27 protein-coding genes are annotated in these 26,142 nt (G+C 72.5%); 26 read left to right on the forward strand and 1 reads right to left on the reverse strand.

The annotated features are described in order from the left end of the window. Positions 1-58 precede the first annotated feature (58 nt). The 24 genes from ndk to JOF43_RS10390 all read left to right on the forward strand — a co-directional run bounded on the left by ndk (position 59) and on the right by JOF43_RS10390 (position 22,985). The gene (gene ndk / locus JOF43_RS10275) at positions 59-484 is read left to right on the forward strand and encodes a nucleoside-diphosphate kinase (RefSeq protein ID WP_209901734.1); all 426 of its coding nucleotides are present in this window, start codon (positions 59-61) and stop codon (positions 482-484) included. A 93-nt stretch (positions 485-577) separates the two neighbouring features. Continuing rightward, positions 578-760, forward strand: a complete 183-nt coding sequence (locus JOF43_RS10280; RefSeq protein WP_209901736.1) for a hypothetical protein — start codon at positions 578-580, stop codon at positions 758-760. A gap of 110 nt (positions 761-870) precedes the next feature. After that, complete coding sequence (ftsY, locus tag JOF43_RS10285; protein WP_209901737.1) at positions 871-2,310, forward strand: signal recognition particle-docking protein FtsY; 1,440 nt, start codon at positions 871-873, stop codon at positions 2,308-2,310. A 205-nt stretch (positions 2,311-2,515) separates the two neighbouring features. Next, positions 2,516-3,931, forward strand: a complete 1,416-nt coding sequence (locus JOF43_RS10290; protein WP_209901739.1) for an ammonium transporter — start codon at positions 2,516-2,518, stop codon at positions 3,929-3,931. After that, on the forward strand, positions 3,928-4,266 hold the full coding sequence (locus JOF43_RS10295; protein ID WP_209901741.1) for a P-II family nitrogen regulator: 339 nt from the start codon (positions 3,928-3,930) through the stop codon (positions 4,264-4,266). The genes JOF43_RS10290 and JOF43_RS10295 overlap by 4 nt, the downstream gene beginning before the upstream one ends. Next, positions 4,256-6,595 (forward strand): HD domain-containing protein, encoded by a 2,340-nt coding sequence (locus JOF43_RS10300; protein ID WP_209901743.1) that lies wholly within the window; start codon positions 4,256-4,258, stop codon positions 6,593-6,595. Before JOF43_RS10295 ends, JOF43_RS10300 begins: the two co-directional genes overlap by 11 nt. 156 nt (positions 6,596-6,751) lie before the next feature. Beyond that, positions 6,752-7,033: a hypothetical protein gene (locus tag JOF43_RS10305; RefSeq protein WP_209901745.1), complete on the forward strand. Its 282-nt coding sequence runs from the start codon at positions 6,752-6,754 to the stop codon at positions 7,031-7,033. A 97-nt stretch (positions 7,034-7,130) separates the two neighbouring features. After that, on the forward strand, positions 7,131-8,726 hold the full coding sequence (gene ffh, locus JOF43_RS10310) for a signal recognition particle protein (protein WP_209901747.1): 1,596 nt from the start codon (positions 7,131-7,133) through the stop codon (positions 8,724-8,726). Positions 8,727-9,514: 788 nt separating this feature from the next. Further along, on the forward strand, positions 9,515-10,663 hold the full coding sequence (locus JOF43_RS10315) for an amidohydrolase family protein (RefSeq protein WP_209901749.1): 1,149 nt from the start codon (positions 9,515-9,517) through the stop codon (positions 10,661-10,663). Between the two features lie 81 nt (positions 10,664-10,744). Continuing rightward, positions 10,745-12,094 (forward strand): Nramp family divalent metal transporter, encoded by a 1,350-nt coding sequence (locus JOF43_RS10320; protein WP_209901751.1) that lies wholly within the window; start codon positions 10,745-10,747, stop codon positions 12,092-12,094. A gap of 226 nt (positions 12,095-12,320) precedes the next feature. Next, positions 12,321-12,791, forward strand: coding sequence for a 30S ribosomal protein S16 (rpsP, locus tag JOF43_RS10325; protein ID WP_209901752.1), 471 nt, complete (start codon positions 12,321-12,323; stop codon positions 12,789-12,791). Position 12,792: 1 nt separating this feature from the next. Beyond that, positions 12,793-13,035 (forward strand): KH domain-containing protein, encoded by a 243-nt coding sequence (locus tag JOF43_RS10330; RefSeq protein WP_209901754.1) that lies wholly within the window; start codon positions 12,793-12,795, stop codon positions 13,033-13,035. Positions 13,036-13,090: 55 nt separating this feature from the next. Beyond that, positions 13,091-14,008: a hypothetical protein gene (locus JOF43_RS10335; RefSeq protein WP_245354079.1), complete on the forward strand. Its 918-nt coding sequence runs from the start codon at positions 13,091-13,093 to the stop codon at positions 14,006-14,008. Further along, positions 14,005-14,592 carry a ribosome maturation factor RimM gene (gene rimM / locus JOF43_RS10340; protein ID WP_209901756.1) on the forward strand — a complete coding sequence of 196 codons (588 nt, stop codon included), beginning with the start codon at positions 14,005-14,007 and terminating at the stop codon, positions 14,590-14,592. The genes JOF43_RS10335 and rimM overlap by 4 nt, the downstream gene beginning before the upstream one ends. A gap of 7 nt (positions 14,593-14,599) precedes the next feature. Next, the gene (trmD, locus tag JOF43_RS10345; protein WP_209901758.1) at positions 14,600-15,349 is read left to right on the forward strand and encodes a tRNA (guanosine(37)-N1)-methyltransferase TrmD; all 750 of its coding nucleotides are present in this window, start codon (positions 14,600-14,602) and stop codon (positions 15,347-15,349) included. 328 nt (positions 15,350-15,677) lie between these two features. Further along, positions 15,678-16,028: a 50S ribosomal protein L19 gene (gene rplS / locus JOF43_RS10350; protein ID WP_209901760.1), complete on the forward strand. Its 351-nt coding sequence runs from the start codon at positions 15,678-15,680 to the stop codon at positions 16,026-16,028. A gap of 7 nt (positions 16,029-16,035) precedes the next feature. Next, entirely contained in the window at positions 16,036-16,614 is a 579-nt protein-coding gene (gene lepB / locus JOF43_RS10355; RefSeq protein ID WP_209901762.1) for a signal peptidase I, read from the forward strand. Between the two features lie 30 nt (positions 16,615-16,644). After that, the gene (gene lepB / locus JOF43_RS10360; protein WP_209901764.1) at positions 16,645-17,415 is read left to right on the forward strand and encodes a signal peptidase I; all 771 of its coding nucleotides are present in this window, start codon (positions 16,645-16,647) and stop codon (positions 17,413-17,415) included. Continuing rightward, complete coding sequence (locus JOF43_RS10365) at positions 17,412-18,164, forward strand: ribonuclease HII (RefSeq protein WP_342592141.1); 753 nt, start codon at positions 17,412-17,414, stop codon at positions 18,162-18,164. The genes lepB (JOF43_RS10360) and JOF43_RS10365 overlap by 4 nt, the downstream gene beginning before the upstream one ends. Beyond that, complete coding sequence (locus JOF43_RS10370) at positions 18,161-18,463, forward strand: DUF2469 domain-containing protein (protein WP_076810501.1); 303 nt, start codon at positions 18,161-18,163, stop codon at positions 18,461-18,463. The genes JOF43_RS10365 and JOF43_RS10370 overlap by 4 nt, the downstream gene beginning before the upstream one ends. Before the next feature lie 303 nt (positions 18,464-18,766). After that, complete coding sequence (locus JOF43_RS10375; RefSeq protein ID WP_209901766.1) at positions 18,767-19,117, forward strand: YraN family protein; 351 nt, start codon at positions 18,767-18,769, stop codon at positions 19,115-19,117. Positions 19,118-19,119: 2 nt separating this feature from the next. Continuing rightward, positions 19,120-20,664 (forward strand): YifB family Mg chelatase-like AAA ATPase, encoded by a 1,545-nt coding sequence (locus JOF43_RS10380; RefSeq protein WP_209901768.1) that lies wholly within the window; start codon positions 19,120-19,122, stop codon positions 20,662-20,664. Beyond that, entirely contained in the window at positions 20,661-21,872 is a 1,212-nt protein-coding gene (gene dprA / locus JOF43_RS10385) for a DNA-processing protein DprA (protein ID WP_209901770.1), read from the forward strand. The genes JOF43_RS10380 and dprA overlap by 4 nt, the downstream gene beginning before the upstream one ends. A gap of 39 nt (positions 21,873-21,911) precedes the next feature. Then, positions 21,912-22,985, forward strand: coding sequence for a tyrosine recombinase XerC (locus JOF43_RS10390; protein WP_209901772.1), 1,074 nt, complete (start codon positions 21,912-21,914; stop codon positions 22,983-22,985). 39 nt (positions 22,986-23,024) lie between these two features. Here the strand turns inward: JOF43_RS10390 and JOF43_RS10395 are convergent, their stop codons facing one another. Then, a complete protein-coding gene (locus tag JOF43_RS10395) occupies positions 23,025-23,693 on the reverse strand; it encodes a murein hydrolase activator EnvC family protein (protein ID WP_209901774.1) in 669 nt (222 codons plus the stop codon). Between the two features lie 424 nt (positions 23,694-24,117). Between JOF43_RS10395 and rpsB the strand changes: the two genes are divergently transcribed. Together rpsB and tsf are read left to right on the forward strand one after the other, a co-directional pair. Further along, positions 24,118-25,104: a 30S ribosomal protein S2 gene (gene rpsB, locus JOF43_RS10400; RefSeq protein ID WP_209901776.1), complete on the forward strand. Its 987-nt coding sequence runs from the start codon at positions 24,118-24,120 to the stop codon at positions 25,102-25,104. 98 nt (positions 25,105-25,202) lie between these two features. Further along, positions 25,203-26,027: a translation elongation factor Ts gene (tsf, locus tag JOF43_RS10405; protein ID WP_209901778.1), complete on the forward strand. Its 825-nt coding sequence runs from the start codon at positions 25,203-25,205 to the stop codon at positions 26,025-26,027. The last annotated feature ends 115 nt before the right edge of the window (positions 26,028-26,142 follow it).

Raw genomic sequence — 26,142 nt, forward strand, 5'->3', positions numbered from 1 at the left:
CCGCACGGCAGGATCATCCCGGTTCGGACCTGCCGCAGGTCATGGGTACCCTGGTGCCATGACCGCACAGCGCACCCTCGTCCTGCTCAAGCCCGACGCCGTCCAGCGCGGCCTGCGCGGGGAGATCATCCGCCGTCTCGAGGCCAAGGGGTACGACATCGTCGCCCTGGCCCAGCGCACCGCCGACGCCGAGGAGCTCGCCGCGCACTACGCCGAGCACGAGGGCCGGCCCTTCTACTCCGGCCTCGTCGAGTACATGGGCGCCGGGCCGCTGGTCGCGCTCGTCGCCGAAGGCGTGAACGTGATCGGCGGCTTCCGCTCGCTCGCAGGCGCCACCAACCCTACCGAGGCCGCCCCCGGCACCATCCGCGGTGACCTCGCCTGCGAGAAGGACCTCCCGGTCATCCAGAACCTCGTGCACGGCTCAGACTCCGAGGAGTCGGCGGCCCGCGAGATCGACATCTGGTTCCCCGAACTCGGCTGAGCTCCGCGGGGCTCCCGGCCCCTCCCCGGGGCGTGAGGCGCGCCGCAGTACCGGATACAGCGTATCCTCACCTGCCCAGTGCACAATGTGGACATGGCACTGCCCCTCGTCACCATCCTCTTCCTGGGCCTCGCCCTGCTGGTGGCGGTCGGCATCCTGGTCTTCGTCGCGGCGCCGCACCTGCGCCTGCGCGATACGGACAGGGATACGGACAGGGAGGACGAGGAGGGCAAGACGGCCCGCTCGCGCCGCCACAGCTCGCGCACCGGGCGCTGAGCGTCCCGCCCTGCCCGGGACCGACCCCGTCGGGAGCATCGCAGGAGAGCGTCCTAGACTGGCTGACGGCCGCGCCGCATCGTCGGCTTCCCCGACCCCGGAGGTGACCCGTGGACCCCAATGACATCCTTGCCGTGATCGCCGGAGGCGGCGGCGCTTTTCTCGTGATCGGCGCGGGCGCCTGGGCCTATGTGCGCAGCCGCGGCGGGAAGAAGTCCTCTCAGGACACCACTGACACCACTGACACCACCGATTCCACTGGCAGCACGACGCGCGGCGGCGCCGACCCGGCGCGGAGCTCGACCGCTGTCAAGGACCGGCCGGCGGCCCCCACCTGGGCCGACACCCTCGCAGCCCCGCCCGAGAAACCTTCCTCGCAGCCTGCCGAGAGCGCGGCGCCGACGGAGCCGAGCACCGAGCCCGCCGTCGAGCCGACGCAGCAGACTCCCACGCAACAGGTCCCCGCGCAGGAGGCCGACGCCACGGCGCCCGCGGAGCCGGCCACTGCCCCGGCGAGTGAGGAGGCGCAGCCCGCGCCCGCGGAGCCCGCCGTCGAGCCCGAGCCGGAACAGCCCGGGGCTCCCGCCCTGGAGACCCCCGAGGCCCCCGGCGACCGCATGGTGCGCCTGCGCGAGCGACTCTCCCGCTCCGGCGCCCTCGGCCGCGGCATCCTCGGCCTGCTCACGCGCGGCAGCGGCGTCGACGAGGCGACCTGGGACGAGATCGAGGAGACGCTGCTGATGGCGGACCTCGGCCCGGATGCGACCGACGAGCTGCTGGAGAACCTCCGCCGGCGCATCCAGGTGCTCGGCACCGACGACCCGGCTGCCGTCCGCGAAGCGCTCCGCGAGGAGCTGCTGACCCTCATCGATCCCTCCCTCGACCGTCGCCTCGCCGCCACCCGCCGCGACGCCCCCGACGGCACCGTCCTCCCCTCCGTGATCCTGATGGTCGGGGTCAACGGCACCGGCAAGACCACCACCGTGGGCAAGCTCGCCCGCGTGCTGGTCGCCGCCGAGCGCAGCGTCGTCCTCGGTGCGGCCGACACCTTCCGCGCCGCCGCCGCCGAGCAGCTGACCACCTGGGGGTCCCGCGTCGGCGTCGACACCGTGCGCTCCGACCGCGAGGGCGCCGACCCCGCCGCCGTCGCCTTCGACTCCGTGCGCACGGGCATCGAGCAGGAGGTCGACGTGGTCATCATCGACACCGCCGGCCGCCTGCAGAACAAGAAGGGCCTGATGGACGAGCTCGGCAAGGTGCGCCGGGTCGCGGAGAAGGGCCTGCACGGCGACAAGGTCGCCGAGGTGCTGCTCGTCATCGACGCCACCACCGGGCAGAACGGCATGCAGCAGGCACGCGTGTTCTCCGAGGCCGTCGACATCACCGGCATCGTCCTGACCAAGCTGGACGGCACCGCCAAGGGCGGCATCGTCGTCAACGTCCAGCGCGAGCTCGGTGTCCCGGTCAAGATGGTCGGCCTCGGCGAGGGCGTGGACGACCTCACCCCCTTCGACCCCCACGGCTTCGTCGACGCCCTGCTGGGGGACTGACGGAACACGCCTGGCGGCGGGCTCGCGCGCGCCACCGACGCCGTCCATCCGACGGGACGTCAGGTCACGGAATGATCACGGCGCCGTCGTGGCGTAGGAGAACAGGGGCGTCGGCCGCACGCTGTGGTGCACGACCCGCCCGGTCGTGCGGACCTCGGATCGCAGGAGCGAGCCGGAGTCGGCCCCCTTCCTGTTCGGAGACGCCATGGAGCCCTTCACCCTCGACACGGGGGCGACCGCCTGGATCCTGATCAGCGCCGCCCTCGTGCTGCTGATGACCCCCGGCCTGTCCCTTTTCTACGGCGGCATGGTGCGGGCACGCACCGTGCTGAACATGATGCTGATGTCCTTCAGCGCCATGGCCGTCGTCGCGATCGCCTGGACCGTCGCCGGCTACTCCATCGCCTTCGGCACCGACGTCGGCGGCCTGTTCGGCAACCCTCTGGAGCATTTCGGACTCACCGGCACCGATGAGCAGTCGATCCTCGCCGACAGCGGCGTGCCCTTCCTGGTCGCCGCCGGGTTCCAGATGACCTTCGCGATCATCTCCACCGCCCTGATCTCCGGGGCCATCGCCGACCGGGTCAAGCTCGGCACCTGGATAGCCTTCTCCCTGCTGTGGGTCCTCATCGTCTACGCACCCCTGGCGCACATGGTCTGGGGCGGCGGCCTGCTCGGCGCGGACGGGCCCTTCGCGGCGATCGCCGAGCCGGTCGACTTCGCCGGCGGCACCGTCGTGCACATCAATGCGGGTATCGCCGGTCTGGTCCTCGCCCTCGTGGTCGGTGCGCGCAAGGGCTACGGCAAGGAGGCGATGAAGCCGCACAACCTGCCGCTGGTCATGCTCGGCGCCGCACTGCTGTGGTTCGGGTGGTTCGGCTTCAACGCCGGGTCCGCCGGCACGGCCGACGGGACCGCGGGACTGGCCTGGGTGAACACCACCGTCGCCACCGCCGGGGCGATGCTGGGCTGGGCGGTGATCGAACGAGTCCGCGACCAGCACGTCACCTCCCTCGGGATGGCCTCCGGCGTCGTCGCGGGCCTGGTCGCCATCACCCCGGCCGCCGCCGCTCTCTCCCCGTTGACCGCCATCGTCCTCGGCCTCGCGGCCGGTGCGGCCTGCGCCCTCGCCGTCGGCCTGAAGTACCGGTTCGGGATCGACGACTCCCTCGACGTCGTCGGAGTCCACCTCGTGGGTGGCCTGGTCGGCACGGTCGGCATCGGCTTCCTCGCCACCGACGGGGGTCTGCTGCTCGGCGGCGGGGTGAGCCTCCTGATCGTCCAGGTCCTGGTGGCCGTCGCGGCGATGATCCTCTCCGGTGTCCTCACCGCCGTGATCGCCCTGGCGCTGAAGTACACGATGGGCTGGAGGATCAGCGAGGCCGACGAGCGCGCCGGCATCGACCTCACCCACCACGCGGAGGCCGGATACGATCTGGCCGGGGCCCCGTCCGCCCGTCGGGACCGCACGATCACCCCGAGGAGCGACGCCTTCGCAGGTGCCTCCACCGCCTCCGCCGCGAGTGAACCGCGCAACGCGGCCCCGATCCTCGAGACCCCGTCCGACGCCCGAAGCACCGAGGCGGGCACCCGGCCCGTCACCACAGGAGAGCCGCGATGAAGCTCATCACCGCCATCATCCAGCCGCACGCCCTGCAGGACGTCACCGACTCCCTGCGCGAGTACGGGATCAGCGGCCTGACCATCACCGAGGTCGCCGGGTACGGGCGCCAGGGCGGGCACACCGAGGTCTACCGCGGCGCCGAGTACACCATCGACACGATCCCGAAGATCAAGGTCGAGGTGCTCGCGGAGGAGGCCGACGAGGCCGCGATCCTCGAGCTCGTCGCCGCCACTTCCCGCAGCGGGCGGATCGGGGACGGCAAGGTCTGGACCACGGACGTCGGCACCGTCGTGCGGGTGCGCACCGGAGAACGCGACGCGGATGCCCTCTGAGCCGCTGTCCGCACGTCGGGTCACCCAGGTGCTCCACGACGGATTCGCGGACCCCACGGCCGGACCCCGACGCCGCCTCGACCAGGCAGCCCTCGTCGACGCCTGGCTGACCGAGCTGTGGGAGGCGGCCGACGCCCCCGCCTCCGGAGCGGCGCTCGCCGCGATCGGCTCGCTGGGCCGACGCGACCTCGGACCGGGCAGCGATCTGGACCTGGTGCTGCTGCTCGACCCCGACGCCGTCGACACGGAGGGGTCGCAGCGTCTCGCGAGCGCGCTGTGGTACCCGATCTGGGACTCCGGGACCTCTCTCGACCACGCCGTGCGCAGCCCGGCCGAGTGCGAGGACGTCGCCCGGGACGATCTGCTGGCGGCGATCTCCCTGCTGGACTTGCGCCCCGTCGCCGGAGACGCCGAGCTGGTCGCGGACACGGCCCGGCGCGTGCGCGCCCAATGGCGCCGGGAGGCCCGGCGCCGGGTCGGGGACCTGGTCGAGCTCGCCACCGGCCGCTCCCGTCGCTACGGCTCGCTCGCCCACTCCACCGAGCCGAACCTCAAGTCCGATCGTGGAGGACTGCGGGACGTCACCGTCATCCGTGCCCTCGCCGAGAGCTGGCTGGCCGATCACGACCACGAGATCGTCGACTCCGCCGCCCGCACGCTGGCCGATGCCCGCGACGCCCTGCAGGCGGTGACCGGGACCGCCGGCACCCGCCTGGGCCGGGCGGACCAGGACGCCGTGGCGGCCCTGACCGGCCATGCCACGGCCGACGACCACCATGCGGTGCTCGCCGGGGCGTCCCGCGCCGTGACCTGGGAGCTGCACCGCACCGTCCGCGCCGCCGAGGCCGCCGGCGCCCGCAGCGCCACCCGGGGCTCCGGCGCCGAGCGTCGACCCGCCCTGACCCGTCTGCCCCACGGCGTGCTCGTCGCCTCGGGCGAGGTGTCGGTCGACCCGAGCTCGCGCGACCGACTCCGCGACCTCGCGGCAGTGCGCCACGCGGCCGCCACCGGCCTCCCGCTCGCCGACGCCACGCTCGCCCGCATGGCCGCGAGCGAGGCCGCACCACTGTTGCCCGCCCAGCGCGATGTGCTCGTCGACGCCCTGGCGGGGGAGCACTTCGCCGCCGTCTACGAGGCGCTCGACGTCACCGGCATCTTCGCCCGGTGGATCCCGGGATGGGCGGAGGTGCGCAACCGTCCCCAGCGTTCGGCGGTGCATCGCTTCACCGTGGACCGGCACCTGGTCGAGACCGTGCTCGAGGCCCAGCGCTTCCTGCCCCGCGTGAGCAGACCCGACCTGCTGCTGGTCGCCGCCCTCCTGCACGACCTCGGGAAGCGACCCGACCGGCGCGACCACGCGGCCGAGGGCGCCCCGCTCGCCGAGAACGCCGCCCGGCATCTCGGTTTCGCGGAGGCGGACGTCCTGACGATCGGGCTCCTGGTGCGCGAACACCTCACCCTGGTGGGTCTGGCCACCGGACGGGACCTCGCCGACCCCGCGACCCTGCGGGATCTGCTGCGCGCCGTGGACCAGGACCCCGACACCCTTGAGCTCCTGCGCGCCCTGACCGAGGCCGATGCGATCGCCGCCGGCCCCGCCGCCTGGTCCACCTGGCGCGCCGATCTCGTCGGCCACCTCACCGACCTCGCGCGCGACGCCCTCAGCGGGACCGCGCCCGCTCCGCGGATCGTGCTGGCCCCGCAGCGCCCGGTGCAGGAGGCCGTGCTCGCCGCGGTGCGCGACAGCGACAGCGCCCAGGTGATCTATCCGGCGCACACCGAGGACGAGCCCATCTCCCAGATCTGCGTGGGAGCCCCCGACGGCGACGGCGTGTTCGCGGCCATGGCCCGGGTGCTGGTGCGCCTGCGCCTGGACGTGCACAGCGCGGTCGTCCTCACCCGGGACGGCATCGCCCTGAACACGTGGTGGGTCGCGGCCGCGCCGTCGGACCTGCCGCATCCCTCCGTGCTGCGCAGCGCGCTGGACCGGGAGCTCGCCCACCGGGACCGCCCCGACGCCCGGGTGCTCGAGCTGCCGCCGGCGCCGCCGCCGCGCACCACCGAGGACACCCCCGTGGTCACGGTCCTGCCCGGCGCTTCCCGCGAGGCCACCGTGATCCAGGTCAATGCCCGCAACCGTCCCAGCCTGCTGGCGGACGTCGCCGCGGTGATCACCGAGCACGGCCTCCAGCTGCGCAGCGCCCACGTGATCACCCTGGGTCGGCGCGCCGTGGACGTGCTGTACCTGACCGATCAGCACGCCCGGGCGCTCGATCCGCCGACCGTGGGCCGGATCGTCGGCGCCCTGATGGACGCCGCCGCGACCTGAGCCGGCGGCGCCGCGCCCGCTCGGTGTCCGGGAACATGGGACGGGGCGAGCGTGATGACGTCCTGATATCGCAGGAGCCGAGTCCGACCGCTGCCGCTGCTACGGTCGCAGGATGCATCGCTCCTGTGAGGGGGAGCGCCGAGGAGGGGCACACCCATGGCGAAGAAGCGGCGGCGCGACATGCTGCGGCCCGGAGGGCTCTCCTCGATCCCCGAACTCTTCCCCGGTGAGAAGGAGAAGGTCGAGGGCCTCGAGATCGCGCAGGAAGCGCAGGCCGAAAGCCAGGTCGAGCCTCGCGCGGAGCCGTCCTTCCTCGACGGCGGGCCGATCACGCTCCGCCTGCGGCCCGACGGCTCCGATCGCGAGGGTGATGCGGACCATGACGATTCCGCCTCCGAGGAGACCGCCCACGGGAGGGACGAGCCCGAGAAGAGCTGACCGCGTGCCCTTCGCCTCCCGGAGCCCGCTTCGGCGTGCTGGACCAGGGGGCGACCACTACACTGGGGCGGTCCATACGACCAAGGGGAAGCGCTTCGTGTTCAACAATCTCTCCGATCGCATCACAGCGTCGCTCAAGGGTCTGCGCGGCCACGGCCGCCTCACCGAAGCGGACGTCGACAAGACGATCCGCGAGATCCGCCGTGCCCTGCTCGACGCCGACGTCGCCGTCTCCGTCGTGCGCGATTTCACCGGCCGTGTGCGAGAGCGCGCGCTGGGCGAAGAGGTCTCCAAGGCCCTGAACCCGGCCCAGCAGGTCGTCAAGATCGTCAACGACGAGCTCGTCGAGGTGCTCGGCGGCGCCACCGGCGAACTGCAGTGGGCGAAGAACCCGCCGACGGTCATCATGCTGGCCGGCCTGCAGGGTGCCGGCAAGACCACCCTCGCCGGCAAGCTCGCGACCTGGATGAAGTCCGAAGGACACACCCCGCTGCTGGTCGCCGCGGACCTCCAGCGCCCCAACGCCGTGAACCAGCTGCAGATCGTCGGCGAACGCGCCGGCGTCCCGGTGTTCGCCCCCGAGCCCGGCAACGGCGTCGGCAATCCGGTGCTGGTCGCCATGAACGGCGTCTCCACCGCGCAGTTCCAGCAGCACGACGTGGTCATCGTCGACACCGCGGGCCGGCTCGGCATCGACGAGGAGATGATGCAGCAGGCGCGGGACATCCGCGATGCCGTCAATCCTCACGAGACCCTGTTCGTCGTCGACGCGATGATCGGCCAGGACGCGGCGCGGGTCGCCGAGGCCTTCCGCGACGGCGTCGGCTTCACCGGCGTGGTGCTCTCCAAGCTCGACGGCGACGCCCGCGGCGGCGCCGCGCTGTCGATCACCGGCGTCACCCAGCGTCCGATCCTCTTCGCCTCCACCGGCGAGAGCCTCGAGGACTTCGAGCGGTTCCACCCGGACCGCATGGCCAATCGCATCCTCGACATGGGCGACGTGCTCACCCTCATCGAGCAGGCCGAGAAGGCCTTCGACCAGAAGGAAGCCGAGAAGGCGGCGCAGAAGCTCGCCTCCGGCGAGGACTTCACCCTCGAGGACTTCCTCGCCCAGATGCAGCAGCTCAAGGGCATGGGCAACATCAAGAAGATGCTCGGGATGCTGCCGAACATGGGCCAGTACCGCGAGCAGCTCGAGAACTTCGACGAGGGCGAGATCGGCCGCATCGAGGCGATCATCCGCTCGATGACGCCCGAGGAGCGCACCAACCCCAAGATCCTCAACGGCTCCCGCCGGGGCCGCATCGCCAAGGGCTCCGGCACCACGGTCCAGCAGATCAACCAGCTGCTCGAGCGCTTCAAGCAGGCCCAGCAGATGATGCGGACCATGGGCCAGGGCATGGGCGGCGGCGGGATGCCGGGCATGCCGGGCGGCCCCGGGATGGGCATGGGCAAGAAGTCGCGCGGTCGCCAGCAGGCGCCGAAGCAGGGCAAGAAGTCCAAGTCCTCGAAGAACCCCGCCAAGGCCGCGCGCGAGCAGGCCGAGGCGGCGCGGAAGGCCGCGGCCGGCGAGGGCCAGAGCCAGGGCGGCTCCGCCTTCGGCGGCGGCAAGGCACAGGACACGCCGGACCTCGCCGACTTCGATCCCAAGCAGCTGCCGCCGGAGATGCAGAAGCTCCTCGGCGGGAAGTGAGCCTGCGCGCCGGGGCTACCCGGCGCGGTGCCGCCATGGCAGCGTCACGCGCGTCGCTTCACGTCAGGCGCGCCGCCCCACGTCACGCGCGTCGCTTCACGTCGCGAATGGTGCCGCCTTCCCGGTACCTTTCTCGTCGCTGGGTGGGGGCGGCCGCATGGTGCGGGAATCACGTCGCGAATGGTTCCAACTATCCGGTACCTGTTGCGACGCGGCTGCTTAGGGGTTCTGCCACGAGGCGCCGCACCACCCGTCCTCCCCACCGGGGCGCCGTCCACACCGTCGTGCGCACCGGTGATTGCGAGCATGTGAGTTCGTACGATCCGGCTATGGCTCTCCATCCCCGTGACCTGCGTACCGATACCGTGTATCGCCGTACCGATCTGCTGCGCCGGGGGACGCATCGCCGGGACCGCGCGTCGTCAGCGATGCGGCGTGTGCTGCCGGGAAGGTGGGTACGTGCGGAGGCGCAGGTGACCCTCGAGCAGCTCGCCGTGTTCCTCCAGACGACGGCGAGACCGGGATCCGTCATGAGTCACGAGACAGCTGCCGAGCTGTTCGGGTTCCCGCTGCCGAAGGCCCCCACCTGGGCAGGTGGCGCTCCCCTCCAGTGCCGGGGCCCACATGCCGCCAGGACCTCGGGAGGTCTCCTCGTCGCGCATCTGCCGTCGTCGGATCCGGTCATCTCCCATCGGGGACTGACGATGTCCCATCCGCTCATCGCGATCCGTGACATCGCAGCACAGCCGGGCGGATGGCGGGCGCGCTGCCGAGGTTAGGCTCGGGTCATGAGCTCCGAGACGATCACCCGTGACGACGGCGCGGCCCAGGGCTCCACCTCGTCCGTCCTGCACCTGAGGGGGCCGATCCTGCTCGGACCGGAGCAGGAGATCCCCGAGGCCTGGGTCGTCGGCGGGCGGATGCACCACGAGAGGCCTGAGCTGCCCGCCGGGACCGAGATCCGTGAGCTCGACGGATTCGTGCTCCCCGGCCTCGCGGACCTCCACTGCCATCTCGGCATCGGCGACGACGGCGCGGGCACCACCCTCGAACAGGCCCGCCGGCAGGCGCTGACCGACCGTGCCACCGGTGTGCTGCTGATCCGCGACGCCGGCTCCATCATCGACACCTCCCCGTTGCAGCAGCAGCACGACCTCCCGCGCCTTGTCCGCTGCGGCCGGCACCTCGCCCGTACCCGCCGCTACCTGCGCGGCTACGCCCACGAGCTCGAGCCCGAGGACCTTCCCGCCGCCGTCACCCGGGAGGCCCAGCGCGGCGACGGCTGGGTCAAGCTGGTCGGCGACTGGATCGACCGCGAGGCCGGCGACCTCACCCCCTGCTGGTCCGGCGCGGACTTCGCGGCCGCCGCTCACGCCGCCCACGCGGCCGGGGCCCGCATCACCACGCACACCTTCGACGAGGAGACGCTCCCGCTCGTCCTCGACGCCGGCTTCGACTGCCTCGAGCACGCGACCGGCCTGACCGACGAGACGATCCGCCGGGTCGCCGGCGCCGGCGTCCCCGTGGTCACCACGCTGGTGAACGTCGACGAGTTCGAGACCTACGCGAGCCAGGGCGAGGCCAAGTTCCCCGACTACGCCGCCCACATGCGTCGGCTGCGGGCCTCCCGCTTCGAGCGCACCCGCGCCGCCCACGACGCCGGGATCCCGCTGCTGGTGGGCACCGATGCCGGAGGAGTGCTCGGCCACGGCATCATCCACGACGAGCTCGACGAGCTGGCTCTCGCCGGGCTCGACGCCGCCGCGATCCTCGAGGCCGCCGCCTGGGCGCCCCGGCGCTTCCTCGGCGTCCCCGGGCTCGAGGACGGTGCCCCGGCGGATCTCCTCGTCGTCCCCGAGGATCCGCGGCAGGACCACCGTGTGCTGCGCGATCTCCGGCAGATCGTGCTGGGCGGAGAGGTGATCAGCCGCCGCTGATCCGTCGGGGACACCCCGCCGCGACGTCCCTCGACGTCCGCGCGGCGCGGAGGGCGCCTTCCGGGCCGTAGCATCCCCGTCATGGATTCCCGCCCTGATCCCCGCGATGACGCTCGGAACCCGTCGACGGGTGCCGCCTGCGAACCCGACCCTGCCGGCGGGGAGCCCCCGCCCCGGTGGAAGCTGATCGGCCCCGGGCTGCTGGTCGCCGCGACCGGCATCGGCGCGGGGGACCTGGTCGCGACCCTCGTCGCCGGCTCCCGCTTCGGCTACGCCCTGCTCTGGGCCGCGGTCGCCGGCGTCGTTATCAAGATCTTCCTGGTGGAGGGCGCGGCACGCTGGACCCTCGCCACCGGGCACTCCATCTTCGAGGGTTGGCGCCGCCTGGGGCGCTGGACCTCCTTCTACTTCGGCCCGTACATCCTGGTGTGGGGCTTCGTGTACGGCGCGACCGCGATGTCGGCCTCCGCCCTGCCGATCGTCGCGCTGATCCCGAAGCTTCCGGTCATCGGGGACATCGAGATCGTCACCCAGATCCCCCTGGGCGTCTTCGCCGTGCTGACCGGGCTGATCGGCGCGGCCCTGGTGTGGCTGGGCCACTACCGTCGGCTCGAGCTGATCATCGCCGCCCTCGTCGGCCTCATGTTCGTGACCGTCGTCGGGGCGGCCGTGGTCACCCTCCCGAACCTGGGCGAGGTCCTCACGGGACTGATCCCGCGGATCCCCGAGGGTGGGCTCCTGTACACCCTGAGCATCGCCGGCGGCGTGGGCGGCACCATCACCCTGGCCGCCTACGGGTACTGGCTGACGGAGAAGGGCTGGTCCACTCCGCGCTGGATGAGGGTCATGCGGCTGGACAACACGATGGCCTACGTCATCTCCGGGATCTTCGTGATCGCCATGCTCATCGTCGGGGCAGAGCTGCTGTACTCGGCCGGCATCGCCGTCGGGGAGGACGACCAGGGCCTGGTGGATCTCGCCGACGTGCTCGCCGACCGCTACGGCGAGTTCATGGCCGTGGTGTTCCTGCTCGGCTTCTGGGCCTCGTCCTTCTCCTCCGTCCTCGGTGTGTGGAACGGCGTCTCGATCATGTTCGCGGACTTCTTCGGCGCGGCCCGCCGCCTGCCCGAGGGCCACCGCGACCGGGGGATCGGCGGGCGCTACTACCGGTTCTACATCCTGTGGCTGACGTTCCCGCCGATGCTGCTGCTCCTGCTCGGCAAGCCGGTGCAGGTGATCGTCGCCTACGGCGTGCTGGGCTCCTTCTTCATGCCGTTCCTGGCACTGACCCTGCTGTTCCTGTTGAACTCGCGGCACGTGCCGACCACCTGGCGCAACGGCTGGGCGCTGAACCTGGTGCTCGGCGTGGTCGCGCTGCTCTTCCTGGTCCTCGGCGTGAACCAGCTGATCGAAGCGATTGCGGGACTCTGAAGCGCGCCGCGCCCCGGTCCCGACGACTCCGCGCACCCGCTGTGCCCCGGTGCACATCGGCCCGGGTGGTGCCCGAGCGATGTTCCCTGGCATAATCACCGGTGTATGCGTCCGGGCCGGCCCTCTACCCGCCCGGGCACGACACCTCGAGAACCGTCAGCGCCCGCATCACCCCACAGGCTGCGGCGGGACTCACCCGAACATCCCTGAAGGAGAGTCCACCCACGTGGCTGTCAAGATCCGCCTGAAGCGCATGGGCAAGATCCGTGCACCGCACTACCGTGTCGTCGTCGCCGATTCGCGCAAGAAGCGCGACGGTGCCGTGATCGAGGAGCTCGGTCAGTACCACCCGACCGAGAACCCCTCGTACATCAAGATCGACTCGGAGCGTGCGCAGTACTGGCTCGGCGTCGGCGCCCAGCCGTCCGAGCAGGTCGCCGCGCTGCTGAAGGTCACCGGCGACTGGGCGAAGCACACCGGCGAGGGAGACCCCGCCGGCACGCTGAAGGCCTCCGAGCTCCAGAAGAGCGCCGAGGAGCTCATCGCCGAGGCCGACAAGGCCGCGTCCACCTCCCGCGACGACGCCAAGAAGGCCAAGTCCGAGGAGGCCGCTGAGGTCGCACCCGGTTCCGAGGAAGCCCCCGCCGAGGGTGAGTCCACCGAGGACGCCGAGGCCGCGACGACCGACGAGGCCTGAGATGAGCGCCCGCGCCGAAGCCCTCGACCACCTCGTCCGCGGCATCGTCGACGATCCCGAGGCCGTGAGCGTGGCCGAGAAGTCGACGCGTCGCGGCCCGCTGCTCGAGGTCCGGGTCGGCGCCGCCGATCTCGGACGTGTCATCGGACGGTCGGGCCGCACCGCCCGTGCCCTGCGCACGGTCACCGCGGCCCTGTCGGAGGACGACGTGCGCGTCGACATCGTCGACGTCGACCGGCGCTGAGGTGCCTCGTACGATCTCCCGGAGCGGCGCTGCCGGCAGGGAAGTCATGTCCACCATGGCTGACCTGACTGTGCAGCGCCGCTCCTGGCTCTCCACGACCCGCCGGCGTGCGCACGGTGCCGGGGCGCTGCTCGGCGCCACCCTGCTGCTGGCCGGGTGCACCGCCACTGGCGGGGGAGACCCGGAGGAGAGCGCGGCCGCCGCTCCCGAGGCCACCGAGAAGGCCACCTCCGCACCCCCCGAGCTCGCGGCCGCCTGCCAGGAGTTCTGGGGCGACCCCGACTACACCGCGCCGCTGTCCCGCGTCGTGCTCGACCGGGCGGCCACCGCCCCCGAGGCGGGCCCCTCGGACCCCTTCTTCTATGCCATGACCGGCGACGACATCGAGGCCGCCTTCGAGGGCGCCCCCGAGAGCGCGCTCGCCGCAGCGAGCGACCTGGCGGACTGGTTCCGCAGCGAGCCCGAGCTGGGCACCGACGCCGATCTCGAGGCCTTCGCGACCGCGTGGGACGGCGTGGCCGAGTCCTGTGCGGGCTCCTCGGTCGCCGCTTCATGGGTCCTCGGCCCCGGCGAGGACGGCACCAAGCCCGCGGCTCTGACCTGCGCGGACGTCTTCGACACCCCGGGCACCCTGTCCCACTTCGCCAATGCCAACGTGCTGACCTCGAACATGTTCAAGCTCGTCGGTCTCAGCCCGCGCACCGTCCCCACCGACCGCATGGAGGACGTGCAGAAGACCGCCGACCTGCTCAGCGCCGAGATCGCTGCGGTCGACGACGACGCGGTCCGCGAGGCCCTGACCCACGTGCGCGCCCCGTTCCAGGACGCCCTGGACGGCGACACCACCTCCGACGGGCTGCGCGACCCCCTGACCGAGCTCGGGACTGCCTGCGACGCCGCCGGGTACTCCTCGCCGGAGCTCGGCGAGCTCGACGAGGGCGAGAGCTCCGAGGACGACGGAGGACTGGTATGAACACCCTGGACGTCACGATCGCCACCATCGGGCGCGCCCACGGCCTGCGCGGCGAGGTCGCACTGACCCTGCGCACCGATCAGCCCGAGGAGAGGCTGCGCCCCGGCACGACCTTCGAGGTCCCGGCCGACGGGGGAGCGCGCACCCTCACCGTGACGCGCACCCGTCTCCAGCAGGACCGCTGGTACGTCGCCTTCGACGAGGTCACCGACCGCACCGATGCGGAGTCGCTGCGCGGGAAGGATCTCGCACTGGCCGTGGACTCCGCGGAGGAGGCCGACGAGGACCCCGACGCCTGGTACCCCAGCCAGCTCAAGGGTCTGACCGTGCGCCACGTCGACGGCCACGAGCTCGGCACCGTGCTGGGCGTGGACCACTACCCGGCCCAGGACCTGCTGGTGGTCCGCACCCGCGACCGCAGGCGCGTCCAGCTGCCGCTGGTCCAGCAGCTGGTGCCCGAGGTGGACCTCGCCGAAGGGATCGTGGTCGCAGATCCTCCCGGCGGGCTCTTCGAGGCGCTGCCGGAGGACGAGCAGGGGCCCGAACCCGAGACCTCCGCGCCGCCCGCGCGGCCTCAGGAGTGAGGCCGCCGTGCGCCTCGACGTCATCACCCTCTTCCCGGACTACCTCGCCCCGCTCGAGCTGTCGCTGATCGGGAAGGCCCGCCGCGAAGGGCTCGTGGATCTCGTCGTCCATGACCTGCGCGACCACACCCATGACCGGCACCGCACCGTCGACGACACTCCGCTGGGCGGCGGTGCCGGGATGGTGATGAAGCCCGAGCCGTGGGCGGAGGCCTTCGCCGCGGTGCGCGACCGGGGTCAGGAGGGGCTGGGGGCCGACGTCGAGCCGCTGATCGTCTTCCCCAACCCCGCCGGCACACCGTTCGTGCAGGCCACCGCCCAGGAGTGGTCGCACTGCGAGTGGATCGTCTTCGCCTGTGGCCGCTACGAGGGCATCGACGAGCGGGTCTACGAGCACCTCGCCGACGCCGGCTACGAGATCGCTCTCGCCTCGCTGGGCGACTACGTGCTCAACGGGGGAGAGGTCGCCGTCCTCGCGATGACCGAGGCCGTCGTGCGCCTGGTGCCCGGTGTCGTCGGCAACGCCGAGTCCCTGGTCGAGGAGTCCCACTCCGACGGGATGCTCGAGTACCCCCTGTACACCCGCCCCGCCGCCTGGCACGACCCAGTCGGCGTCGTGCGCGAGGCGCCCGGGATCCTGCTCTCGGGCGACCACGGCAGGATCGCCGCCTGGCGCCGCGAGCAGTCCGTGCTGCGCACAGGGCGGCGGCGCCCGGACCTGCTCGGACCGGCCGACGGGGACGGTGCCCCGGACTGAGCACCCGGTGACCTCGCCGCCCCGCGTGACGGATCCGACACCGTGAGCACCCGCTGACCAGCGTCGTCATCGGGGCGGTCGCTTGCCGAGGCGCTCCTGCGCTGGCAGAATGGGCGCTCGTGCACACCGTGCGTGCCTCTGCCTCAGGGGAGGGACGCAGTCAGCGGTCGGGCAGGTCCGTGGCGACGGGAGTCGCCGCCAGAGGCCCAGCACACCGGTACGGGGAGTCCGCTCCTCGCCGGATCGACGGTTCATGACGGGCCCCGGTCACCCCGGGTCGCCCGACGAACACGCCGTCCGACCTGAGGCGGAGGGCTGGAGACACACCATGCAGAAGCTCGATGAGCTCGACAAGGCGTCCCTGCGCGAGGACGTCCCCGATTTCCGCGCCGGCGACAACGTCAAGGTGCACGTGAAGGTCATCGAGGGCAACCGCTCTCGTATCCAGGTCTTCCAGGGCTACGTCATCGGCCGTCAGGGCCATGGCGTCGGCGAGACCTTCCGCGTCCGCAAGATCTCCTTCGGCGTCGGCGTCGAGCGCGTGTTCCCCGTGCACGCCCCGACCGTCGACAAGATCGAGGTCGTCACCCGTGGCGACGTGCGTCGCGCGAAGCTGTACTACCTGCGCAACCTCACGGGCAAGAAGGCCCGCATCAAGGAGAAGCGCACTCACTCCTGATCCCGGGATGACCCGAGACGCGCAGTCCGGACGGCGGCGGCCCCACCTGGTGGTGGCCGCCGCCGTCTGCGTCGCGCTGCTCCTCGTCGGCACCGGGGCGGTGCGGCACTTCGTGGTCCGCCCGTTCCGCGTGCCGTCGGCCTCCATGGAGCCGGCCCTCGTCGCCGGCGACGTGATCCTGGCCGATCGCTCCACCCGCGCAGCCGCGACCCGCGGGGAGGTGGTCGTCTTCGACGGCACCGGGTACTTCGCGCCCTCCGCGGCCGACGGGGACCGGTACTGGGTCAAGCGGGTGATCGCCGTCGGCGGCGACCGGGTGAGCTGCTGCGACGACGACGGGGCGATCACGATCGACGGGGTCCCGCTCGAGGAGCCGTATCTCGCCCCCGGCACGACGCCCAGCGAGATCGAGTTCGATCTGCGAGTGCCGGACGGCCGCATGTTCGTGCTCGGCGACAATCGCTCCGACTCCACCGATTCACGGCATCTGCTCGGCGCTCCGGGCGGCGGGATGATCCCCGTGGACCGGGTGGTGGGCGAGGTCGAGCGCATCGTGTGGCCTCTCACTCGCCGAAGCTCGCTCTGACACGCAGGTTGTGCGGATAGTATCGCCGCGATGAACGCGTCCGATGACTCCCGCCGTGCCGTGTCCGATTCCGAGGACGCCGCACCGGAGGAGAACGCCCCGAGCCGGCACCGCAGCTCGGAGCGCCCTCGCCGCCCGCGCATGCCGCTGTGGCTGGACACGGTGGTCACCATGGTCATCGCGCTGATCATCGCGGTGCTGGTCAAGACCTTCCTGATCCAGCCGTTCTACATCCCGTCGGCGTCGATGAACCCGACGCTGCTCGAGGACGACAAGATCCTGGTCTCCAAGCTGACCCCGGGGGTGTTCGACCTGCATCGCGGCGACGTCGTCGTCTTCGAGGACCCGGACAACTGGATCCCGGGTGACGCGACCGAGGACCCCACTCCGCGGGTGAGGGTGATGATGGTGCTCAGCCTCGTCGGCCTCGCCCCGGATCCCTCACAGGACCATCTGGTCAAGCGGCTGATCGGTCTGCCCGGCGACCACGTCGTGTGCGCGGAGCAGGGCGCGGCGCTGACGGTCAACGGCGTCGAGCTCGACGAGCCCTACACCAATCAGGCCACCTCCCCGTGCCAGGTCGCCTTCGACGTCACCGTGCCCGAGGACCGGGTCTGGGTGATGGGCGACAACCGCCATGCCTCCGCGGACTCCGCGTGGCACGAGTCGCAGGGGGAGAACGGGTTCGTCCCCGAGGAGAACATCACCGGCAAGGCCGAGGCCGTCTTCTGGCCCGCCTCACGGTGGAGCGGCCTCGGCGAGGGCCGCGACAGCTTCGCCGACGTGCCCGATCAGCCGTGACGCCGACGATCCCCACCCTCGACCTCGAGCTCGCGCTGGCCATGCGCTGCGGGCCGGGCCGACGCGTCGTCGTCGGCCTCGACGAGGTCGGACGCGGCGCCCTGGCAGGTCCCGTCGCGATGGGGGCCTGTGCCCTCGAGATCGTCGACGGGCGCACCCCCGCGCTGCCCGAGGGGGTGCGCGACTCGAAGTCGCTCACCGCCCGCCGCCGTGAGGCGCTGGTGGAACCGATCCTCGCGGCGGTGCACGCCGGTGCGGTCGGGTGGGCGAGCGCCGCCGAGATCGACGAGGTCGGCATCATCGGGGCCCTGACCCGGGCCGCCCTGCGGGCCCTCGAGTCCCTGGGCGTCGAGCCCGATGCGATCCTCCTGGACGGCGACGCCGACGTGCTTTCCGCCGCGCTGGTCCGCCCGGACCGGCCGGCCCCGCGGGTCGAGCTGCGGGTCGCGGCTGACCGGGACTGCGCGAGCGTCTCCGCCGCCAGCGTGCTGGCGAAGGTCGCGCGCGACGCCCACATGGTCGGCCTCGACGGTCTCGCGCCCGAGTACTGCTGGGCGTCCAACAAGGGGTACGGCTCGGCCGCGCACCGGGAGGCCATCGAGCGTCTCGGCGCCCACGAGCACCACCGTCGCAGCTGGCGGCTGGGCGGCACGGCCCCGACACCCGTCGTCGTCGAGCCGGCATCCAGCCCCGCTGGCGTACTGTGGGGCGACCAGTGGCCGCTGCAGCAGAAGGAGGAGCGCCGGTGAGCGCGCAGGATCTCGAGAACTACGAGTCCGACCTCGAACTCCAGCTGTTCCGCGAATACCGCGACGTGGTGAGCCTGTTCACCTACGTCGTCGAGACCGAGCGGCGCTTCTACCTCGCCAACCAGGTGGACCTGCAGGTCCGCTCCGGGGGCGGCGAGGTGTTCTACGAGCTGCGGCTGGCCGACGTCTGGGTCTGGGACATCTACCGCTCCAACCGCTTCGTCCGCTCCGTGCGGGTGGTGACGTTCAAGGACGTCAACATCGAGGAGCTCAACAAGCCGGACATCTCCCTGCCCTGAGCAGCGGGCCGGCCCGAGCGCGGCGGCCGGAATCCGCCGGGATCATCCTTCCTCCCCAGAGGGTGCTCGTCCCCAGAACGTCCGCCGCGGCTGTGCCGAGGCCGGCGTCCGGCCACGCTGACGGGCATGAACTCCACGGCCCACGCCCCTCGCCCCGCGACCGCCAGCCCTCCGCGCCGCCGTGCCCGGACGGCTTCCGAGCCGGCGGCCCCGCCTGCCGAGGAGACGCACCTGGTGGGATCGGCGGCCGATCCACCGGTGGCCGGGCCCTCCGCGCCTCCTCGACGGTGCCGGGTCGGCGAGATGACCACGAGAGAGCTGGGCCGGGCAGGGGAGGACCTCGCCGCCGAGCACCTCGTGGCCTGCGGCTGGCAGATCCTCGAGCGCAACCTGCAGCTGTCCCAGGGTGAGCTCGACATCGTCGCGCTGGCCCATACGACGCTCGTCTTCGTCGAGGTCAAGACCCGCCGCACCTTCGTCACGGGTGTCCCGCAGGCCGCCGTCACCGCCGCGAAGCTGCGACGGCTGCGACGGCTCGCGGGGGAGTACCTCATGGAGCGCTCCACCCCGCACCGCGATGTCCGCATCGACGTCGTCGCTGTCCTTGCGCACCTCGACGGGACCTTCTCCCTCGAGCATCTCGAAGCGGTGTGACGATGGGCCACGCACGCACCCTCTCCGTGAGCCTCACCGGGCTCGACGGGACGCTGGTCGAGGTCGAGGCCGATGTCTCCCCGGGACTGCCGGCGTTCTCTCTCGTGGGCCTGCCCGACTCCTCCACGCTGCAGGCGCGCGAGCGGGTGCGGGCCGCCGCCGCGCGCAGCGGTGCCCGTCTCGCCCAGCGACGGATCACGGTGAACATGACCCCGGCCTGGCAGCCCAAGCGCGGCTCCGGCTTCGATCTCGCCATCGCGATGGCAGTCGTGGACGCCCAGGGTGACCTCCTGGTCCACGTCCCGGGCGACACGGTGCTGCTGGGGGAGCTCGGTCTCGACGGGCGCGTCCGTCCCGTCCCGGGGGTGCTGCCGGCGCTGCTGGCCGCGCGCGATCTGGGGATCACCCGCGCCGTCGTGCCCGAGCAGAACCTGTCGGAGGCACGGCTCGTGGAGGGGATCGAGGTCGACGGCGCCGCGGACCTCACCGGCCTGCTGCACCGCTTCGGGGCCGACGTCCCACCCTCCCCGGCGCGCCAGGCGCTCCAGCTGGCCGTGCCGCCGAGCGAGGACGACCGGACCCGCGCCGCCGCCCCGCCGGACTTCGCCGATGTCATCGGGCAGGCCCAGGCGCGTCGGGCCGCCGAGGTCGCCGCCGCCGGCGGGCATCATCTGCTGCTGACCGGGCCGCCCGGGGCCGGGAAGACCATGATCGCCTCCCGGATCCCCGGGGTCCTTCCCGAGCTGGACGTCGACGACTCCCTGGCCGTCTCGGCGATCCGCTCGCTCAGCGGCCGCTTCGACGCCGGCGGCGGGCTGTGCCGCACGCCCCCGTTCGAGAGCCCGCACCACACCGCCACCACCGCCGCGATCGTCGGTGGAGGATCCGGTCTCGCGCTGCCCGGGGCGATCTCCCGCGCTCATGCCGGGGTCCTCTTCCTCGACGAGGCCCCCGAGTTCTCGGCCCGGGTGCTCGAGGCACTGCGCGAACCGCTCGAGACCGGGGACATCACCCTCCACCGGGCCCGCGCGGTGACCCGCTACCCGGCACGGTTCCAACTGGTCCTGGCGTCCAACCCGTGCCCCTGCGGCCAGGCCGTCGGCAAGGGCGCGGGGTGTTCCTGCACGGCTCTGCAGAAGCGGCGGTACCGGGGGCGGCTCTCCGGCCCCGTGATGGACCGCGTCGACATGCAGGTCCAGGTCGGGCCCGTGGATCTCCACCGCACGGCGGAGGTGGAGGCCGAACCCACCGCGGTGATCGCCGACCGAGTGGCCGCGGCACGGGAACGGCAGCGACTGCGGTTCGAGGGCCTGCCCTGGCTCACCAATGCCCACCTGCCCGGGCCACGACTGCGCCGCGACTTCGCCCCGGAGCCGTCCCAGCGCCGCCTGCTCGACCATGCCGTCGCGCAGGGACGGCTGACCCTGCGCGGTCACGACAGGGTGCTGCGCCTGGCCTGGACCCTCGCCGACCTCGACGGAGCCGACCGCCCTGATGCCGAGCACATCGGCCACGCCCTCACCCTGCGCGAAGGAGAACCGCGATGACCCCCTCGAAGTCCACGACGCCGAAGGACGATGCGGCGGACCGCACGGCCCGGATCACCTGGTCGCTGATCGCCGAACCCTCCGATCCGGTCGCGCTCCTTGCCCGCAGCATGCTCGGCCCCTGCGAAGCCCTGGTCCTCGCCCGTGAGGGCACGGACACGGAGCTGACCTCCCGGCTCGGCGGCGATCTCCCCGCCGATGCCGCCGAGCCGGGTGCCCCGCACCAGCGGTCGCGCCGGGCCCTGGCCCGCTGGCGAGCCCGCCTGGGCGAGGTCGACGTCGATGCCGTCAGCGAGGCCGCCGCACGCCGCCGGATCCGCATCCTCACCCCGGCGGATGCGGAGTGGCCGACACCGCTCGAGGACCTGCAGGAGACGGGCCCTCACTGCCTGTGGGTGCAGGGCCCCGGCCGTCTCGACGAGCTCGTCGGCGCCCGCTGCGCCGCGATCGTCGGCTCGCGGGCCTCGACCCCTTACGGGGAGGACGCGGCCATGACCTTCGGGGCGGAGCTCGCCGCCCGTGGCGGCACCGTCGTCTCCGGAGGCGCCTACGGGATCGACGCGGCCGCGCACCGCGGCGCACTCGCGGCGGACGGCGGGGCGACCGTCGCCGTGCTGGCCGGCGGGCTCGACCGGCTCTACCCGCAAGGGAACACCGATCTGCTCGAACGCATCCGGGAACGCCACCTCGTCCTCAGCGAGGCGCCTCCGGGGACCGCCCCCACCCGGTGGCGCTTCCTGGCCCGCAATCGCCTGATCGCGGCGCTCGGCCAGGCCGTACTGGTGGTCGAAGCGTCCTGGCGCTCCGGGGCGCTGTCCACCGCCCGCCTGGCCGACCACCTCTCGCGACCGGTCGGCGCGGTGCCCGGGCCGATCACCTCCGCCGCGAGCGCCGGCTGCCACCGCGTGATCCGCGAGCGGGGAGCAGTGCTGGTCACCGAGCCGTCCGAGCTGCTCGACCTGCTGCCCGGCGGTCCGGCCGCCGGGGACGGCAGCTTCGCGGTCCAGGACGAGCTCGAACTGCTCAGCGCGTCCGATAGACGGGTCCTGGACGCCGTGCCGCCGCGCTCGAGTCTCGGCATCGCCCGGATCGCTCGGGAGGTCGGCTTCTCGCAGCCCGAGGTCGACGCAGCCCTGGCACGCCTCGCTCTGCTGGGACTGGTGGTGACGGCGGGGGACCGCGCGCGACGCGCCCGTCCGGCCCCCTGACGCGCGGACCCGGGGACGGTGTGGGGGAGGATGGGCCGCATGACGCGCGAGTCGGAGCCGCCCCCGGCGGCGGTGGTGTCCGCTTTCGCCGAGCACCTCCGTCTCGAACGGGGCCGCTCGGAGCACACCGTGCGGGCATACTGCCGCGAGGCCACGGGACTGCTCGAGCACCTGCGCACCGTCGAACGCCTCGACCTGGAGGAGCTCGACGTGGCCGCGCTGCGATCCTGGCTGGCGGCCCGTTCGGAGACCGGCGCCGCATCCAGCACCCTGGCCCGCTCGGCCGCCGCAGCGCGCACCTTCACCACCTGGCTCGCCACCACCGGACGCATCGAGCAGGACGTCGGTGGACGTCTGAAGGCGCCGCGCCGGGGCCGCCATCTGCCCACCGTGCTCTCCGGAGACCAGGCCGCGGGCCTGCTTGACGGCGTGAACGCGGCCGGCGCCCCGGAGCGCGACGCCGAGGCGGCCGGGGAGCCCCCTGCCGGACCGGCAGCGGGCCGTGTTCCCGACCCCGCAGCGGGTTCCGACCCGGCCGAGGACCCCGTCCAGCAGGCGATCGTGCTGCGCGACGCCGCCGTGCTCGAGCTGCTCTACTCCTCGGGCCTGCGCGTTTCCGAGCTGGTCGCGCTGGACCGCGCCGGCATCGACCGTTCCCAGGGCACCGTCCGGGTCCGTGGCAAGGGGGACAAGGAGCGCATCGTGCCGGTCGGGATCCCCGCGCTCGATGCCGTGCAGCGGTGGGAGCAGGATGGTCGTCCCGTCCTCGCCGCCCGTGAGAGGCGTCCGGCCGCTGCGCAGGATCCAGGTCGTCATCGGGAGGCCGGCGGCGGGGGAGGAGCGCTGTTCCTGGGGGCGCGCGGTGGCAGGCTCGGGGACCGTGCCGTGCGCACCCTGATCGATCGCTACGCGGTCCGGGCCGGCATCGCCAAGCACGTCACCCCGCACACCCTGCGTCACAGCGCCGCCACCCACCTGGTCGAGGGCGGGGCGGACCTGCGCAGCGTCCAGGACTTCCTCGGGCACTCCTCACTGGCGACCACGCAGATCTACACGCACGTCAGCGCTGAGCGCCTGCGCCGCACGATCGACCAGGCCCACCCCCGCGCTTGAGGCCGCTCCCGCGGGCAGTCGCTCACGTCGGCGGGCGCTTCACGTCAGCAGTGCGATCCGCTCGCCCACTGGCGACCCCGTCGTCGCGCGTGCGGAGGATCCCGCCGACGCGATCCCGACTCGCGGCTCCGAGCTCCCGGCCACCGCTTGCGCACCTGCAGCCCACGGCAGCAGCACGCTGGGACCCCGGGCCCCGAGCAGCACCTGAGGATCCACGTACCCCTGGGCCCTGCGTGCCCCCAGGTGCAGGCAGACCTGCTCCTCGCAGTGGGAGGCGCCAGGCCCCGCGATCTTTCCCAGCACCTCACCGGCGCGCACCCGCGTCCCCTTCTCGAGCGAGCCCGCGACCGGTTCGTAGGTCGAGATCAGCCCGTCGGCGTGCAGCACCGAGACCACCCCGCGACCGGCCACGGTCCCGCTGAATCGCACCGTCCCCGCCTCCACCGCGTGCACCGCGGTGCCGGCGCCGGGCACGCCGACATCGATGCCGCGATGGCCCGGGCCGTAGGGATCCTCCGGCGGGTCGAAGGGATGGATGACCGGGTGCGGCGACGGGACCGGCCATTGCCAGCGCGGGGTGTCGGCACCTGCCGGACCCGGGACCGCGAGGGCGGTCAGCAGGCACAGCAGGATCAGTACGATGCGCAGCGCCCGCAGCAGGGGGCGCGGCGTCGGCGGGGCGCTCACGGACAGGTGACGAGGAGCCATGGCGGCATCCTCGCCCGGCGGTGCCGCGACCGTCCCGGGCCGGGACGCGGCGGTGGACGACGGGGTGCTGGGGAGGAAGGACGACCGGACCCGGCACGGTCCGGACGCCGGAGGCGATCGACACCCCGGCCGACACCCCGGCGTGACGTATTCGGCGCCGGCGGACGCGGCGACGTCGGATAGACTCCCACCAGCATCCGGTCCGTCCGGATGACTTCGCGTGCCCTCCAGGGCTCGCCGGCCATCGGTCCTCGGCCGTCTCGCACCTCGCGTGCGGGGCATCCCCGAGGCGGCCGGCACCCGGGCACCAGGCCCCGCACCGACCGGTGTCGGGGACACAACCGAGTATGCAGGTCCTGCGCGACGACCACGGACGCCCCCGGGCGAGTCGTGCGAGCCCAGGCCCAGAACAGAGGACACCAACATGGCAGTCGTCACCATGCGCCAGCTCCTGGAGAGCGGCGTCCACTTCGGTCACCAGACCCGTCGGTGGAACCCGAAGGTCCGTCGCTTCATCTTCACGGAGCGCAACGGCATCTACATCGTCGACCTCATGCAGACCCTGTCGTACATCGACAAGGCCTACGAATTCGTCAAGCAGACCGTCGCCCACGGCGGCACCGTGCTGTTCGTCGGCACCAAGAAGCAGGCTCAGGAGTCCATCCAGGAGCAGGCCACCCGCGTGGGCATGCCCTACGTGAACCAGCGTTGGCTGGGCGGCATGCTCACCAACCTGCAGACCGTCTCCGCCCGCGTGAACCGTCTCAAGGAGCTCGAGCAGATCGACTTCGAGGATGTGGCCGCCTCCGGCCGCACCAAGAAGGAGCTGCTGATGATGCGCCGCGAGAAGGACAAGCTGGAGAAGACCCTGGGCGGTATCCGCGACATGGGCAAGGCTCCGTCCGCCGTGTGGATCGTGGACACCAACAAGGAGCACCTGGCCGTCGACGAGGCGCAGAAGCTCAACATCCCGGTCGTCGCGATCCTGGACACCAACTGCGACCCCGACGAGATCGCCTACCCGATCCCCGGCAACGACGACGCGATCCGCTCCGTCACGCTGCTGACCCGGGTGGTGGCCGACGCCGTCGCCGCTGGTCTGCAGGAGCGCCACGCCAAGGCCTCCGGCGCCGAGGGCGGGGAGAAGAACGTCTCCGCCGTCGCCGCCGAGCCGCTGGCCGAGTGGGAGCAGGAGCTGCTGAAGCAGTCCGAGGTCCAGCAGCAGGACGCACCGGCCGAGGAATCGGTCGCCGCGGAGGCCGCAGAGACCGCCGAGGAGCCGGCCGGCATCTCCGCCGAGGCTCCGGCCCAGGCGGCCGACAACGCCCCCGCGTCGGACGCCGCCGCCGAGGCGGTCGCCGAGGAGAAGTCCTCCGAGGAGAAGTCCTCCGAGGCCCCCGCCGCCGAGTGACCCGCGGGCCCGGGGACGACACCTCGTTCCCGGGCCCCTCCACGGGGAGGCGCACTCCGCCTCCCGCCCCTCCCGCAGCTCCCACAAGGAAGAGGAACATGGCCAAGTACACGGCAGCAGACATCAAGGAGATCCGCGAGAGCACCGGCGCGGGCATGCTCGACGTCAAGAAGGCTCTCGACGAGGCCGACGGCGATCGCGCCAAGGCCATCGAGGTCATCCGCGTCAAGGGCCTCAAGGGCATCGCCAAGCGCGAGAGCCGCACCGCCTCCGAGGGCCTCATCGCCGTCGACATCCGTGACAGCGAGGACGGCCGGACCGGCACCCTCGTCGAGCTCAACTGCGAGACCGACTTCGTCGCCAAGAACGACAAGTTCGTCGCCCTGGGCGACGAGGCCGTGGCCGCGGCCGTCGAGTCCGGGGCCGAGGAGCCCGAGGACCTCGCCGGCACCGAGTTCGGTGAGGCCCTGACCACCGCCGGCGCCTCCATGGGTGAGAAGATCCTGGTGCGCCGCATCGGCCGCGTCTCCGGCGAGGCCGTCACCTCCTACATGCACCGCACCAACAAGGACCTGCCCCCGCAGGTCGGCGTGCTCGTCGCCTCCGACTCGGCCGCCGCCGAGGTCGCGCGCGACGTCGCGATGCACATCGCCGCGTTCTCCCCGGCCTACCTCAGCCGTGAGGAGGTCCCCGAGGACATCGTCGCGAACGAGCGTCGCATCGCCCAGGAGACCGCGGAGAACGAGGGCAAGCCCGAGAAGGCGATCCCGAAGATCGTCGAGGGCCGCCTGAACGGTTACTACAAGGAGAACGTCCTGCTCGATCAGGCGTTCGCCAAGGACCCGAAGCAGACCGTCGGCAAGATCGTCGAGGAGGCCGGCGGCTCGCTCTCCGGTTTCGTCCGCTTCCGCGTCGGCGGCTGACTCCCCGAGGGAGCCGGCGCTCGATGACTGCGGGCGCCCTCCCTGGTCGCGCGTGAGCGTGGCCACCGACCTGCGGCCCCGCACCATCGGTGCGGGGCCGCGCCGGTATCATCGC

Origin of the sequence: Brachybacterium sacelli (assembly GCF_017876545.1) — a bacterium.
GTDB classification, from domain to species: Bacteria; Actinomycetota; Actinomycetes; order Actinomycetales; family Dermabacteraceae; genus Brachybacterium; species Brachybacterium sacelli.